11 protein-coding genes and 1 tRNA gene are annotated in these 15287 nt (G+C 60.0%); 6 read left to right on the forward strand and 6 right to left on the reverse strand.

All coding sequences use genetic code 11. From position 1 onward, the window contains the following. Positions 1–3 precede the first annotated feature (3 nt). The 4 genes from fdhE to MO767_RS02410 all read left to right on the forward strand — a co-directional run bounded on the left by fdhE (position 4) and on the right by MO767_RS02410 (position 4438). The gene (gene fdhE / locus MO767_RS02395) at positions 4–930 is read left to right on the forward strand and encodes a formate dehydrogenase accessory protein FdhE (protein ID WP_282479244.1); all 927 of its coding nucleotides are present in this window, start codon (positions 4–6) and stop codon (positions 928–930) included. Positions 931–1007: 77 nt separating this feature from the next. Beyond that, positions 1008–2432, forward strand: a complete 1425-nt coding sequence (gene selA / locus MO767_RS02400) for an L-seryl-tRNA(Sec) selenium transferase (protein ID WP_282479245.1) — start codon at positions 1008–1010, stop codon at positions 2430–2432. Next, entirely contained in the window at positions 2429–4336 is a 1908-nt protein-coding gene (gene selB / locus MO767_RS02405) for a selenocysteine-specific translation elongation factor (protein ID WP_282479246.1), read from the forward strand. The genes selA and selB overlap by 4 nt, the downstream gene beginning before the upstream one ends. Before the next feature lie 6 nt (positions 4337–4342). Further along, positions 4343–4438 (forward strand) — tRNA-Sec (locus MO767_RS02410). A 6-nt stretch (positions 4439–4444) separates the two neighbouring features. Here the strand turns inward: MO767_RS02410 and MO767_RS02415 are convergent. From MO767_RS02415 to phbB, 5 genes are all read right to left on the reverse strand, one after another. After that, the gene (locus MO767_RS02415; protein ID WP_282479247.1) at positions 4445–5785 is read right to left on the reverse strand and encodes an OprD family porin; all 1341 of its coding nucleotides are present in this window, start codon (positions 5783–5785) and stop codon (positions 4445–4447) included. Between the two features lie 63 nt (positions 5786–5848). Further along, a complete protein-coding gene (locus MO767_RS02420; protein ID WP_282479248.1) occupies positions 5849–6502 on the reverse strand; it encodes a hydrolase in 654 nt (217 codons plus the stop codon). Between the two features lie 140 nt (positions 6503–6642). After that, on the reverse strand, positions 6643–8346 hold the full coding sequence (gene phaC / locus MO767_RS02425; RefSeq protein WP_282479249.1) for a class I poly(R)-hydroxyalkanoic acid synthase: 1704 nt from the start codon (positions 8344–8346) through the stop codon (positions 6643–6645). 96 nt (positions 8347–8442) lie between these two features. Then, entirely contained in the window at positions 8443–9621 is a 1179-nt protein-coding gene (locus tag MO767_RS02430; protein WP_282479250.1) for an acetyl-CoA C-acetyltransferase, read from the reverse strand. A gap of 57 nt (positions 9622–9678) precedes the next feature. Further along, positions 9679–10425, reverse strand: coding sequence for an acetoacetyl-CoA reductase (gene phbB / locus MO767_RS02435; RefSeq protein ID WP_282479251.1), 747 nt, complete (start codon positions 10423–10425; stop codon positions 9679–9681). Between the two features lie 352 nt (positions 10426–10777). Here phbB and MO767_RS02440 point away from each other — a divergent pair, with 352 nt between their 5' ends. Next, positions 10778–11815, forward strand: a complete 1038-nt coding sequence (locus MO767_RS02440; RefSeq protein WP_349016911.1) for an AraC family transcriptional regulator — start codon at positions 10778–10780, stop codon at positions 11813–11815. 24 nt (positions 11816–11839) lie between these two features. Here the strand turns inward: MO767_RS02440 and MO767_RS02445 are convergent, their stop codons facing one another. After that, complete coding sequence (locus tag MO767_RS02445; protein ID WP_282479253.1) at positions 11840–14377, reverse strand: DUF3141 domain-containing protein; 2538 nt, start codon at positions 14375–14377, stop codon at positions 11840–11842. A 255-nt stretch (positions 14378–14632) separates the two neighbouring features. On the opposite strand from MO767_RS02445, the gene phaP reads away from it, so the two are divergent. After that, positions 14633–15202, forward strand: coding sequence for a TIGR01841 family phasin (gene phaP, locus MO767_RS02450; protein ID WP_282479254.1), 570 nt, complete (start codon positions 14633–14635; stop codon positions 15200–15202). The last annotated feature ends 85 nt before the right edge of the window (positions 15203–15287 follow it).

A 15287-nucleotide genomic window follows, 5' to 3' on the forward strand; every position in this document is an offset into this window, starting at 1 on the left:
CCCTTGGCGACGATTCTTGAGCCTGGCGAGATCGAAGCGGCGGCGAGTTCACCGCCGTTTCTCTACCTGCCTCCGAAAAACCTGTTCACCTTGCGCGCCTTGCGCCTGGAGCGTCTGGTCGTCGGCCATCCACTGGCCGATTACCTGCGGCTGGTGACCGGCCTATGCCACGTGCAGCAGGGTCTGATGGACGATCCACCCGTGGCCGCCATGCCCGATGCCCAACGCATGCGCGTGTGCCAGCAACACGGCTTGCCGCCGTTCGCCGCCGACAGTCTGGTGCGTGAGGACCATTGGCTGCCGTACCTCGAAACTCTATTGCAGCGTTACCAGCCACCACCGCAACCTGCTGTGGAAAAAGCCGTGGCGACCTTGCGCAGCGCCCACGTCGGGCAACTCAAGGCCTGGGCGATTGCGCTGGTCAGCGGCCAGTTCACCATGCTGCCCGCCGCCGTGGTGCCGTTTCTCGGCGCGGCGTTGCAGGTGGCCTGGAGTCATTGGTTGCTGAGTACACCGGACCTTGCGCTGAAACCCGGCGACAGTCTCAGCCAATGCCCGGCCTGCGGTTCGCCGGCCATGGCCGGGGTGATTCGCCATCGCGGCAAGTACAACGGCTTGCGGTATCTGGTGTGCTCGCTGTGTGCCTGCGAATGGCATGTGGTGCGGGTCAAATGCGTGTATTGCGAACAGAGCAAAGGCCTTGAATACGTCAGCCTCGATGACGACCGCCATGCCGCCAATCAGGCACCGTTACGCGCGGAGGTCTGTCCTGGCTGCGGCAGCTACCTGAAACTGCTTTACCTGGAAAACGACGCCGAAGCTGAAGCGCTCTCGACCGACCTGACCAGCCTGCTGCTGGACATGCGCCTGGAGCAGGAAGGCTACCAGCGTCCAGCGCCTAATCTTCTGCTTGCACCCGGAGGTGGCTGAGCTACCCCTTTGAGCTCTGCCTTTAAACTCAGCGGCTACACTCAGGCGCTACGATCATTCGTAATCAGGAGCGCCTGATGTCCTTCAGATCCGCCAGCCAGGCTCTGCGGCTGCCTTCCATCGACAGTCTGCTGCGCCATCCCGCCTGCCAGCCGCTGGCCGAGCGTTATGGGCGTGACGCGTTGCTGGCGAATTTGCGGCAATTGCTGGATGACTTGCGTGAACAGGTGCTTTCAGGGCAACTCGACGCCATTGAGATCACGCCTGAAGTGTTGGCGGGCAGGGCGGGTGAACGCCTGGCCACCCAGCATCGCAGCAACGTGTGCCGGGTGTTCAATCTCACCGGCACAGTGCTGCACACCAATCTGGGGCGAGCGTTGTTGCCGGAGGAAGCCATCGACGCCGTGCAGAGGGCGGCCCGTTATCCACTCAATCTGGAATTCGACCTGCACAGCGGCAAGCGCGGCGACCGTGACGATCTGATCGAAGGCCTGATCCGCGAGTTGACTGGCGCCGAGGCGGTGACGGTGGTCAACAACAACGCCGCAGCGGTGTTGCTGACGCTCAACAGCCTGGGCGCGCGCAAGGAAGGCATCATTTCCCGGGGCGAACTGATCGAAATCGGCGGCGCCTTCCGCATTCCCGACATCATGGCGAGAGCCGGGGTCAGGCTCCACGAAGTCGGCACCACCAATCGCACCCATGCCCGCGATTACGAGGCGGCCATCGGCCCCCGTAGTGGTTTGGTGATGCGCGTCCATGCCAGCAACTACAACATCGAAGGCTTCACCGCTCGGGTGCCGACCGCCGAGTTGGCGCAACTCGCGCATAAACACGGTTTGCCATTGCTTGAAGACCTCGGCAGCGGCAGCCTGCTGGACCTGACGCGCTGGGGCTTGCCCGCCGAACCGACGGTGCGCCAGGCGCTGAGCGATGGCGCCGACATCGTCACCTTCAGCGGCGACAAGTTACTGGGTGGCCCCCAGGCCGGGTTGATTGTCGGCCGCAAAGACCTGATCGCGAAGATCAAGAAGAATCCACTCAAGCGCGCCTTGCGGGTCGACAAACTGACCTTGGCCGCCCTCGAAGCGGTGTTGGGCCTGTACCGCGACCCTGATCGACTGGCCGAGCGGTTGCCGAGTTTGCGTCTGCTGACCCGGCCGCAGGCGAAGATCCTCGCCCAGGCTGAGCGCCTGCAACCCTCGCTGGCCAAGGTACTGGGCGACGGCTGGAGCGTCAGCGCAGTACCGGCGCTGGGCATGATCGGCAGCGGCAGCCAACCGGTGGCGCGCTTGCCGAGTGCGGCTTTGTGCCTGCGACCGCACGCGTCCAAACGTCTTCGCGGACGGCAGCTGCACAATCTGGAAGCGACCCTGCGAGCGTTGCCGATTCCAGTGCTCGGACGCATTGATGACGATGCGTTGTGGCTGGATCTGCGGCAACTGGACGATGAGCCGGCGTGGCTGGCTCAACTCGATCAAATTGCAGGAACCGTAGAGTGATCGTCGGCACCGCAGGGCACATTGACCACGGCAAGACTGCCTTGCTCCAGGCACTGACTGGCCAGGCCGGCGACCGTCGCCGGGAAGAACGTGATCGCGGCATGACCATCGACCTCGGCTACCTTTACGCGGCGCTGGAACCGCAAGCGGCCCTGACCGGTTTTATCGACGTGCCCGGTCATGAGCGCTTCACCCACAACATGCTGGCAGGTGCTCAAGGTATTGACCTGGTGTTGCTGGTGGTCGCGGCCGACGATGGTGTCATGCCGCAGACCCGCGAACACCTGGCCATCGTTGAACTGCTGGGCATCCCTCGGGCGCTGGTGGCGATCAGCAAATGCGACCGCGTCGAACCGTCCAGAGTGCAAGCCGTTCGCGAACAGATCCAGACATTGCTGGCCCCGGGACCTTATGCCAACGCGCCGCACATTGCGCTGTCGAGTGTGACCGGGGAGGGCATCGAGACGCTGCGACAGGCCTTGCTCGCGGCGCAACGTGAAGTCCTCCAACGCAGCACCACCGGCGGTTTTCGCCTGGCGATTGATCGTGCCTTCAGCGTGGCCGGCGTCGGTATCGTGGTGACCGGCACTGCGTTGTCCGGCCTGGTGGCGGTGGGCGATACGCTGATGCTCGGCCCGCAGGGCAAACCCGTGCGCGTGCGCGGCCTGCATGCACAGAATCAGGTTGCCGAGATCGCAATGGCCGGACAGCGAGTCGCGTTGAACCTGAGTGCCGAACGCTTGGCCCTGGAGCAGATTCATCGCGGCCACTGGTTGCTGGCCGAGTGGCTGTACGCGCCGACCCAGCGAGTGGATGTCGACCTGAAATTGTTAGCCAGCGAACCTAAAGCCTTCGAGCACTTTCAACCCGTGCACGTTCACGTGGGGACTCAGGACGTGACCGGGCGGGTGGCGTTGCTGGAAGGCTCCAGCCTGGCGCCGGGTGAGCGGATGTTCGCGCAATTGCTGCTGAATGCGCCAGTGCAGGCCGTCAAGGGCGATCCGTTGATCCTGCGTGACCAGAGCGCCCAACGCACCCTCGGCGGCGCACGGGTGCTTGACCCGTTCGCACCGACCCGACAACGCCGAAGCCCCGAGCGACTGGCGCAGTTACACGCCCTCGCCATATGCAATCAGTTGGAAGACAGCCTGCCAGCGTTATTGGCCAACAGCGACACAGGGCTCGACCCGCAGCGTCTGGAGCGTCAGTTCAACCGCCCCCGCAACACGTGGGTGTTGCCCGATGACGTGCGCCTGATCGACACCCGCCAAGGTCCGTTGCTGTTCAGTGCGGTCCGCTGGGAAGCACTGAAAGCACCGTTGCTGGAACACCTCGCTCGTTTTCATCAACTGGAACCGGATCAAATGGGCCCGGACCGGGATCGCCTGCGGCGGTTCACCGGCACAGCGCTGGACCGTCCGACGTTTATCAGTCTGCTCGACGAATTACTCGCCAGTGGTGCCATCGTCGCCAGCGGGCCATGGCTGCATTTGCCTGATCACCAGGTGCGTTTGAGCGAAGACGACGAAGCCCTGTGGCAACACTTGCAACCGGTGTTCGAACAGGCTGGTTTTGATCCGCCGTGGGTGCGCGACCTTGGCCATGACGAGGCGGCCGTGCGCTTGCTGCTGTGCAAAATGGCGAGGTTGGGATTGCTGCATCAAGTCGTCCGTGACCTGTTCTACACCGACACGATGATCCACCGATTGGCGGCTATGCTTGTGCAACTGGCCGCGCAAAACCCGGTGATTCAGGTCACGGCGTTTCGTGATGCGATGGGCCTGGGGCGCAAGCGCAGCATCCAGATTCTCGAATACTTCGACCGGATCGGCCTGACGCGACGGTTTGGCGACAAGCGCCATATCCGCCTCGACAATGCCTTGGCCCAACGCACCGATCACTGATTTCAAGGAAGGCAATCGCGCCCGGTGGCGCGGCCGGGCTTCAAACCCGGTTGGGGACGGCATCCGTTCCCGGGCAGGTTCGACTCCGGCTGCCTTCCGCCATTTTTGTCAGAAGTGCCCGAAGGTCAGCGGGTACTGGATAACGACGTAGATCCTGTCGATATCATCACCGGCCTGCGCGCTGTTGGCGCGATGCGACACATGGGACAGTTGCAGGGACAAGCCCTTGGCCGATCCGGATTGCACGATGTAGCGCAGGTCTATGTCCCGTTCCCAATGGCGCCCGCCGTCCCCTTGTTGAGGTACGTACTCACCGAGCGTCGCGTCGAACGGGTTGTAGGCTCCGCCCTTGGGCGCATGGGTGCCGTCGATCTGGCTGCCTTTCACATAACGGGTCATGAAGTTCAGCCCGGGAATCCCGTAGGGGCCCAGGTCAAGGTCGTAGCGTGCTTGCCAGGAACGTTCATGGGCGCCGTTGAAGTCGGCGTACTTGATCGAGTTGGCGAGGTAGATGGAGTCGCCACCGACGAAATCGAAGGGCGTGTCGCCATTGATTTTTTGATAAGCCAGCGTAAACGCGTGGGCGTCGTGAGTGTATTTGCCCGACAGGCTGAATGCCGTGTTGTCGATGGCGCCGGCCAACGCCTGGCCGGTGTCCTGCGTGTGATAGACATTGGCATCGAGGAACATGCCGGATTGTTTCAGGTGCAGGTTGGCGTAGTACTGATGCCAGGTGTCGGTCAGCTCGGAAGCGTAGAGCGCTCCGCCGACGGGACTCTGGGTGAACAGGTCAGCGCCGAGAAACGAGATACCACCCGCCTTGGTATTGGCGCCGTAGCCGTAAAAGTCGCCCTTGCTCGAAGAACTGTCCTGGTTCTTGAACGCGGTGAAGTGGCCGGCTACCAGATTCATACCGTCGATTTCACGGCTGTTGAGCAAAAAACCCGTGGCGTACTCCGGTTGCAGGCGTTTGTCCGCGGTGTCGAACACCGGGGTTTCCACCATCATTTCACCCAAGGTCACTGTGGTTAGGGAGGCCTTGATTTTCAACGCCGCGCCGCCGCTGGAGTAGTTGTCTTCACTGCGGCCATCAGCATCTACGGGCAGCAGTCCTGTCCCGGAATGACCCTTGCCGCTATCGAGCTTAAGCCCCAGAAACCCATGGACATCCAGGCCAAATCCAAATGTACCGGGTGTGAATCCGGATTCAAAAGCGCCGATAAAACCTTGAGCCCACTCCTGTTTATAGTTCTTGTCCGCAGACGAGGGTGACCGATAGTCACTGTTGAGGTAGAAATTTCGACTGAGCACCGACAACGATGCACCGTCCAGAAACCCCTGTGAGTTTTGCGTCGATTCGTCCGCCAGAGCGGCCCCGACCGAGCCCGCGAACAGCACCGCCACCCAGAACGGCAGCGCGAGTTTCAGGTCTTGCGCGTAAAGCTTCATGGCTTATTCATCACGAGGACAGCGACTCCAGGATGTCCGGAGTCGCTTGTTTTAAGACGGGGCTTAATGGCCTTCCGAGGCACCGAACATGGTCTTGGCATAGATCAGGCCCAGACCGTAGGCACCGCCATTGGCAATCGAGGTTTTCACGGTTTCGTCGTAAGTCTCGCTGCGAGCCCAGTCACGCTGCAGTTCAAGCAGGTATTGCAGGGATGTCATGGGGCGAGCACCCAGCTGGATCATGCGCTGCATGGCCATTTCATGGGCTTCGGTGGTGACGTCGCCGCAGGCATCGGCAATCACGTACACCTCGAAACCCTGGTCGATGGCCGACAGCGCCGGGCCAACGATGCACACGGACGTCCAAAGACCGGCCAGGACGATTTTCTGTTTGCCGGCAGCGTTGACTTCGACAGCGATGCGCTCGTCTTCCCAGGTGTTCATGCTGGTACGGTCAATGACGTTGTGTTCCGGGAACACTGACTTGATTTCGTCGAAGATAGGCCCCGAAAAACTCTTCTCCGCAACGGTGGTCAGGATGGTCGAGACCTTGAAGCCGCGGGCGGCCTTGGCCACCAATGCTGCGTTGTTGCGCAGGGTAACGGCGTCGATCGACTTGGTCGCAAAGGACATTTGCGACTGGTGATCGATCATGATCAGCGTGTGGTCGGTCGGGGTCAGCAGGGTTTTGCCGGGAACAGCTTTTGCGATAGCCATGGCGATGTCCTTACGGGGGTGAGTGAGGAGGACATGGTTGCCGGGATTGCCGCGAGGATATTGAGCGTATGTGCTGTTTTTACGGGGATGGGTGAAGAGAGAGCCCCCGCGCGATAGTGGTTATCGCGCGGGGTTGTCGATCATTGCATCACATAGCGCCCCGGTGCCGACTCAATCGCCGGGTATTGGGCGTTACCGGTATGCAGCACCGAGGGCTGGCGTTCCCCAGACTGTTCAGCCAGCCAGACGAACCAGTCATTCCACCAGCTACCGGAATGTTGCTGGGCGTTCTTGAACCAGGTTTCCGGGTTTTTGGTGACCCGGTTGTTGGTCCAGTAGTGGCGTTTTTCCTTGGCTGGCGGGTTGATCACCCCGGCGATATGCCCAGATGCGCCCAGCACAAAACGCTTGGTCCCGGAGAGCAACTCGGTGCTGGCGTAAGCGCTTCTCCACGGCACGATGTGATCGTCATGGGTGGCGAGGATGTATGCCGGAGCATCGATGGCGCGCAGGTCCAGCTTGACCCCGCAACAGTCCAGCTCACCGGATTTCAGGTCGTTCTGCAGGTAGGTGTGGCGCAGATACCAGCAATACATCGGGCCCGGGAGGTTGGTGCTGTCGTTGTTCCAGAACAGCAGGTCAAGGGGGATCGGTTTCTGGCCCTTGAGGTATTTGTCGACGTTGTAGTTCCACCACAAGTCGTTGGGGCGCAGCAGCGAGAAGGTATTGCCCATGTCCTCGCCCTTGAACAGGCCGATCGGGCCGTCCAGGCCGCCGATGGTGCGCTCGCGGTAGGCCACCAATTGTTCGTCGACGAAGATGTCGATCGGACCGGTATCGAGATAGTCAAGGAAAGTGGTCAACAGGCTCACGCTGCCAATATCGCGGTCGCCGCGTGCCGCCAGGACCGCCAGCGCCGAGCTCAACAAGGTGCCGCCGATGCAGAAGCCAACGCAATTGGGCCGCTGCTCGCCGCTGATTTCACGGGTCACTTGCAGGCCTTTGATGATGCCAGTTTCGATCAGGTCATCCCAAGTCGTGCCGGCGTGTGCCTGGTCGAAGTTGCGCCACGACATCAGAAACACCGGGTGACCTTGTTTCAACAGATGGGCAACCATCGAGTTGTCCGGGCGCAGGTCGAGAATGTAGTACTTGTTGATGGACGGCGGCACGACAAACACCGGGCGCCGGTACTGGGTTTCGCTTTGCGGGTAATACTGGATGAGCTGGAAGAGTTCGTTCTCGAACACCACTTCGCCGGGGGTGTTGGCGAGATCGACACCGACTTTGAAGGCGCCGGCGTCGCACTGGCGCATCTTGCCTTCTTGCAGGTCGCTGGCCAGGTGCAACAGGCCGGTGAGGAGGCTGCTGCCCTGGGTATCGACGACCCGTTGCAGTGCATCGGGATTACTGGCCAGAAAGTTGCTGGGTGCCCCGGCAGCAATGGCTTGTTCCACCAGATAGAGCAGGCGCTGGCGCGGCTTTTTCTCCGGGATCGCCAACTTTTCCAGCAGCTTCAGCAGAAACCCTGCGTTGAGCAGATAAAAGGCGGCGAGGGAGCCGAACAGTGGCTGGCTCCAGTTGCCGCTGGAAAAACGTCGATCGTCGAAGCTGAATGGCTGACCGGTCAGCAGTTGCTGGCCGAGTTCGCCCCATTGCTGTTGGTAGTCCGATTGAAGGCTGTCCAGGGTTCCGCGCGGCAGGTCAAACCACTCGTTGTAGGCTTGGCCGGTAAACCACGGATTGGTGCTGACCCAGAGGCGTAATTGTTGCACTGCAAAGGAGGCAATGAACGGAACCTGGCCTGACCAGAAGGTGTTGAAGGTATGCGCGTTATTGTCCATGGAGCTCCTTGCCCACTTACGTAAACCGGGCAGAAAAAAACCGCGGCGCCGGACTTCGGCGCCGCGTCAGCAACTTAAGCAAACACTCCTGTGTTTCTAGCGCTCGATGACCAGGCTGACGCCCTGACCGCCACCGATGCACAACGTGGCCAGGCCTTTTTTTCCGTCGCGACGAATCAGCTCGTGCAACAGCGACACCAGAATCCGCGCACCCGATGCACCGATCGGATGACCGAGGGCAATCGCGCCACCGTTGACGTTGACTTTGCTGGTGTCCCAACCCAGTTCCTTGCCGACTGCCAGTGATTGCGCGGCGAACGCTTCATTGGCCTCGATCAGGTCGAGGTCGTCCAGGCTCCAGCCGGCTTTGGTCAATGCCAAACGGGTGGCCGGTACCGGGCCGATGCCCATGATGGACGGGTCCACGCCAGCGCTGGCGTAAGCCTTGATGCGTGCCAGAACCGGCAAGCCGAGGGCCTTGGCCTTGGCGGCGCTGGCCAGCAACAGCACGGCGGCGCCGTCGTTGAGGGTCGACGAGTTACCGGCGGTCACGCTGCCGCTTTTCTGGAACGCGGGTTTGAGGTTGCCCAGTGCCTGCAGTGTGCTGTCCGGACGCGGTTGTTCATCAGTGTCGAAGACCAGCGGCTCACCCTTGCGCTGAGGGATCAGGATCGGGGTGATTTCACGCTTGAAGTAACCCGCTTCGATGGCAGCAGCGGCTTTCTGTTGCGAGGCCGCGGCGAATGCGTCCTGGTCTTCGCGACTCAGTTCGTACTTCTGCGCCAGGTTCTCTGCGGTGATGCCCATGTGGTAATCGTTGAAGGCATCCCACAAACCATCCTGAATCACGCTGTCTTGCAGTTGCGCATGACCCAGACGCAAACCGGTGCGGGCCTTGGGCAACACATACGGCGCCAGGCTCATGTTTTCCTGACCGCCGGCAATGATGAGTTCGGCGTCGCCGCAACGGATGGCCTGGACCGCCAGCTGGACAGCCTTGAGGCCCGAGCCGCAGACCTTGTTCAGGGTCAGGGCAGGGGTGGTATGGGGCAGGCCGGCCTTGATTGCCGTCTGGCGTGCCGGGTTTTGCCCCGAGCCTGCCGTGAGTACTTGGCCGAGGATCACTTCATCGATCTGCGAGCCGTCCAGACCGGTCTCTTCCAGCAGACGGCGAATGACCGCCGCGCCCAGCTCGGTGGCTGGAATCGCGGACAGGGCACCTTGAAAACTGCCAATGGCGGTACGAGTAGCGGCAACGATTACGACTTCGTTCATGCGTGACCTCATTAAGATTTTGTCGAGCGAAAGCAGGGCATCCATGCCCTGACCGGTCTACTGCATGTTCATGCCGCCGTTGACCGAGAAATCGGCCCCGGTGCTATAGGCCGACTCATCGGAAGCCAGCCAGGCCACGATGGAGGCGATTTCTTCAGGTTGGCCGAGACGCCCGACCGGAGTGGCCGCGATCATGGTGTCGAGAATGTCCGGACGGATGGCCGCGGTCATGCTGGTCTGGATATAACCCGGGGAAACGGTGTTGACGGTCACGCCCTTGCCGGACACTTCCCGGGCCAGTGCCATGGTGAAACCATGGATGCCGGCCTTGGCCGCGCTGTAGTTGGTCTGGCCGAACTGGCCGCGCTGACCGTTGATCGAGGAGATGTTGATGATTCGTCCCCAACCCTTGGTCAGCATCCCTTCAATCACCTGTTTGGTGGTGTTGAACACGCCAGTCAGGTTGGTGCCGGTGACTGCATTCCAGTCTTCTGGCGTCAGTTTGCGAAAGGACGCATCACGCGTGATGCCGGCGTTGTTGACCAAGACATCGATCGGGCCGAATTGCTCACGGGCCATCTCGAACGCTTTGCGCGTTGATTCCCAATCGCTGATGTCGCCGTAGATGCATTCGAATTGATAACCCGCCTCCAGTTGGCTCGCCATCCATTCTTTCTTGCGGGCGGAGTCAGAGCTGCAGCCCACGATGACCTTGAATCCTTCCTTGTACAGGCGCTGGCTTATCGCAGTGCCAATCCCACCCATACCACCCGTGACCAACGCAATACGACCAAGCGACTTCATAAGCTCTCTACCTTTTTGTATTTTGCGCTGCAAGATGTGGGGATTGTTCGGTATTGGCGGGGTGTGCGGAAGTGTTGAGAGGTGACGGTCTGGTGTCCAACGGTGCCATGCACGAAATGAAATAGAACTATTCGACACTGCTGTCGTCGCCTCGCAGCCCAACGGGGATAAATCCCCTCGCCACAAGGCAGCTGCTACAAGGCGACGACTGGCCTGAAAAAGTGGCTAAAAGTGAGGAGTACCTATACTGGGATCAATATTTTCAACTGAACCACCCGTTAGCATTTGATTCCACGCAGATCAGTCATGGCTCCGGACAGGACGTTCGGCTCCACAGGTCATTGAGGACGCCATGTATAGAATGAGTTCAGGCTATGCCAGCGTGCTGGTAAATACGCTCTCGGCTCAAGGACTGGATGTTGCCAGTCTGTGCCTGGAGGCTGAACTAGACATGAAGCTTGCGAACAAACCAGGAGCGTTTTGCGAGCGAAAGGCTATCTATCGACTATGGGATCTGGCCGCTCAGGCCTCGGGTGATCCGGACATTGGCTTGAAGGCTTATGGCAGTTTCCACCCCGGTAGCTTTCAGATCGTCGGTTACACCATGATGTCCAGCCTGAATCTGAAAAAAGCCCTTGAACGACTGGTCCGTTTCAGCCCGTTGATTGGCACCGGATTCAGCCTTTTCTTTACAGCGGAACAGCAGAATTACCGACTGTCCGGGCTCGATCATCAACAAAAAGGTTCGGTCAAACCTCGCCAATACACCGATGCAGCGCTGGCGTCATTGCTGGGTTTCTGCCGCAAACTGGCGGGCGGCAACTCACCGCGACCCTTGAGAGTGGAGTTCACCTATCCCGAACCTGAGGACACCTCTGAGCATCGACGGTTGTTTGGCTGCGACCTTCATTTCGACGCGCCTTACGACAGCATTTTGTTTGATGCACAGGAGCTGCTGCGGCCGTTGAGCATGGCCAATGAAGCGTTGGCGGTGCTGCATGACAGTTTTGCCGAGGCTCAAATGGATCTGCTGTTTGGTTTTTGCATTGTCGGCAGGATTCGCGCGCTGATTACCGAGCGCTTGAGTCAGGACCAGGGGCAGTGCGACATGGAGTCGATTGCCGCGGCGTTGAACATTAGCAAGCGGACGCTGCAACGCGCGCTGGAAAAGGAAGGGACTCAATTCAAGGACGTGCAGAACGCTGTGCGCCGGCAATTGGCCGATTTTTACCTGCGGCATTCTCACTTCAACATGAAGCATGTCGCGTATCTCCTTGGTTTTCATGATCACAGCAGTTTCAACAAAGCCTGTAGCCGCTGGTTTGGCATGACACCCGGTCAGTATCGGGCCGATGAATCGTTTGAAATCAAGGAAGCCGCGTCGTTCTGACGCGGTCCTCGTCGGCGTTCAACGTTATTTCACCGGAGGTTTTTTCACGCCTTTCTTGCCCTTGGCAGGTTTGCGCACCGGACTCGCAACCTTGGCGATGGGGTCTGGGGTCACTGCGGGTATTTTCTGCTTGATTGGCTCAGGGGTTACTGCTGGGGCTTGCTGTTTGATCGGCTCAGGGGTTACCGCCGGGGCTTTTTGCTTGATTGGCTCTGGGGCTACCACCGGGGCTTTTTGCTTGATTGGCTGTGGGGCTACCACCGGAACTTTCTCTTCGATGGCATCGGCTTCACCCGGTGGTTGGGTCAGGCTGAAACCTGGCAGCGGCACGTCGAGCAGCGTGTGCAGCTCACGCCAGAATGGGTTGTCTGCGCCGCTGGTCAGCAGTTCCGGCAGCAAATTGGCGACGGCTGCCAACACTTGCTGGCGTTCTTCGACCTCGGCAAGCATCACGGGCAGGCTGTGCAGGCTTTCTAGCGGATGGGTAGCGACCAGCAGTTTTTGCAGGCGCAGGGTTTCGCGCAAATCAAGCGGCTCGGCACTGTAGTCCTGAAGCAACACTTGCAGCTGCAGGATCAATTTTTCGACACTTTCCTTGCCCGGTTCGTCGCTGTCGCGGCCCAGCAGGAACAGGATCCGTATCAAGGCTTCCATCAGGCCGCCAAGGGGCAGGGCATCCTGCAAGCGCTCGATCAAAACCTTGTCGTGCTGCTCGGCATGTTCCTGCAGATTTCGCCCGGGTGCATTGCCGGCGAGGCTGTTGAGTACGCCATACACGCCGTAGAAACACATTTCCTGAGCCGCATCACGCAGATCCCGATAACCGTTCAAGGCGTCCTGCATCTGGTTGGAAAACAGTTCCTGCCAGACCAGTAACGGGTTGCTCTCGCTGGCGGGGTGACGATCCTTGCTCACTTGAGCGGCACTGCCGGCCAGCCACCACAGCGCCGGGTTCAAACTGCTGCAGGCCACTTGCTGCTGATGGAAAGGGTGGGCGCGGCGCAGCATTTCGGCGCTCGGTTCGTTGATCAGCTGGCGCAACCATGGGCGTATGAATTCGTCGTACACACTGTTGTTGATATCGGACGCGCGCTGGACCAGCGCAAATTCGCGATCGTCATCACGGGGCGGCTGCACCTGGCCATGGATATCGGCGATACGTCGACGTTCGAAACGCACGGCATACTGCGTCGCCGAGTTCTCCGGCAGGTCTTCGATCAGCATTTCATACAGCCCGGCCGACAGCGCATTGATCGCATCGACCGCACCGAGTAATTCACGGTGCTCACGCCGCGCCACTTCACCGGACACGAAGATGCCCAGGTGACCGATGCTCGCGTGTCGCAAGTAAACGATGGTGCGTCCGGCATTTTGCAACGCGAGATCGCTGGGATAAACGTCGGAGATCCAGTCCAGTGCCTGCTGCGGAGGGGTGATGTTGTCACCATACGAGCAGAACACCACCACCGGCACCTCAATCAGCTTGAGGTCAAGCCCGCTGCTCTTGCGACCGAGGCCACCGGACAGCCGATTGCCGATAAACAGGTCGTCGACAATCATCTCGATCTCTTCGCCATTGAGCAGGGTCGGGCTACCCCACCAGCGTTCGAAATCCAGGAAGCGTGCGGCCTCGCTGTCGACTTCGCTGAACAGGTGGTAGTACTTGCCCCACCAGGCGTTGGCCGGGTCCAGGTTTTCGAAATTGCTGACCAGCCAGGTGCCGTCGAAACGGTCATTACCCAGGTCGCTACCGAGCCGTGCCATCCAGCCACCGCCCAGCAGACCGCCGGAATAGCGCATCGGATTGCGGCCATTGACGCCGGCCCAGTACGACAACGGTGCACCGTTGACGATGATCAGCCCCGGCAGCTCCGGACGGGTGGCGGCGAGCCCCATTAACGCCCAGCCCGCCTGGCAGTTGCCGATTACCACGGGTTTGGTGCTGTCGGGATGTCGGGCGTTGACGACTTCGATGAACCGCGCCTGGGCTTCTGTGATATCGGCGAGGGTTTGCCCAGGGCGGGGCGAGTGACTGAAGGAGATGAAGTAGGTGGGGTGGCCGGCTCTCAGGCTTTCGCCGATGACCGAATCCTGTTTGAAACCGCCGATGCCCGAGCCGTGACCGCCGCGGGGGTCGATGATGATCACCGGCTGTTTTTTGCTGTCGATCTGTTGTCCGGGACCGCCAACGATTTGCAACAACGAATAGTTGACCGGGCGGGGCAGGTCTTCACCGGCGACCAGCGTTTCATGATTGAACTTGAGCAGCAGCGGATACCCGGCGCGTTCGTGGGCCAGGGTGTTGTCGCCGCGCTGACGCAAGGTGTCCCAGAACAACACGCTGCGTTGGCCGAGGTCCGTGAAGTATTCCTGCCAGTCAGCAGGCGTTGGCTGTCGGAGTTGCCCAAGGCTTAAAGGCGCGAAGGTCTTGGCCTGGCGCTTCTGCACGGCGTCGAGGACGTTGCGGGTATTGAGGCGTTGCAGATGATTCAGGTGTTCGAACAAGCCGGCGGGTTCGGAGAACTCTTCATCTTGCAGCGCAATATTTAATTCCTGACCCATCGTGATCTCCTGACGCTGTGCATGGGAACCAGCCCGTCAGACCCCTTTAGATAAAGAGGGCTACTCTGGCCGTTCGATGAGCAGGAGTTTACAGCTAACAAGGAGGGCTTTAGCAAAGTTTATTTTGCAGCGCACAAAAATAGACGTTGCCAAATGATTTTGTGCACTGCAATATCAAGGCTAACGCGATGACTGGCCGGATCGCTATCGCGTCCTCAGGCCCATCAGGGCCTTCCAGTACCAGGAGATTCAAGCATGTCTTTTTTCAATTCGGAAAAACTGCAAACCGCTCAGAAAGCCAACCTCGATCTGTTGCAGCAAATCAGCGGCAAAGTCTTCGCCAGCGTTGAACAGCTCAGCCAGTTGCAGTTCAAGGCACTGCGCGACTCCACCGAAGAGCACTTCGAAGGTGTTCGCAAGCTGCTGGCCGTCCGTGATCCACAGGGTTTCGCCGAGCTGCAGGCTTCGTTCACCCAGCCGAGCGCACAGGCCGAACGTCTGGCCGAGTTCAATCGTCAGGTTCAAGCGCTGATCGTGGGTACTCAGTCGGACATCGCCAAACTGACCTCGAGCCAGGTCGAAGCGGGCACCCAACAGGTGCAAGAGTTCGTTGAAACCATCAGCAAGAATGCACCGGCCGGCTCCGAGCCTGTTGTGGCAGCGTTCAAGTCGAGCCTGGCGAATGCCGGTACCGTGTTCGAAAGCGCACAGAAAGCTGTAAAACAGGCTGCCGATGTGGCTCAGAGCAGTTTCGACGCAGCGACTGCCGCGGCCACCAAAGCGGCCCCAGAAGCAAGCGCCAAGGCTACCAGCGGTAACAAGTAAGTCACGTTAAGCAAGCGGCACCAATGGCGATGGGTTCATTCCCCATCGCCATTTTTTTGTGCCGCGGAAAACCTTGGCGGGGCGG

The organism is Pseudomonas sp. UYIF39 (genome assembly GCF_029963765.1).
Taxonomy (GTDB): domain Bacteria; phylum Pseudomonadota; class Gammaproteobacteria; order Pseudomonadales; family Pseudomonadaceae; genus Aquipseudomonas.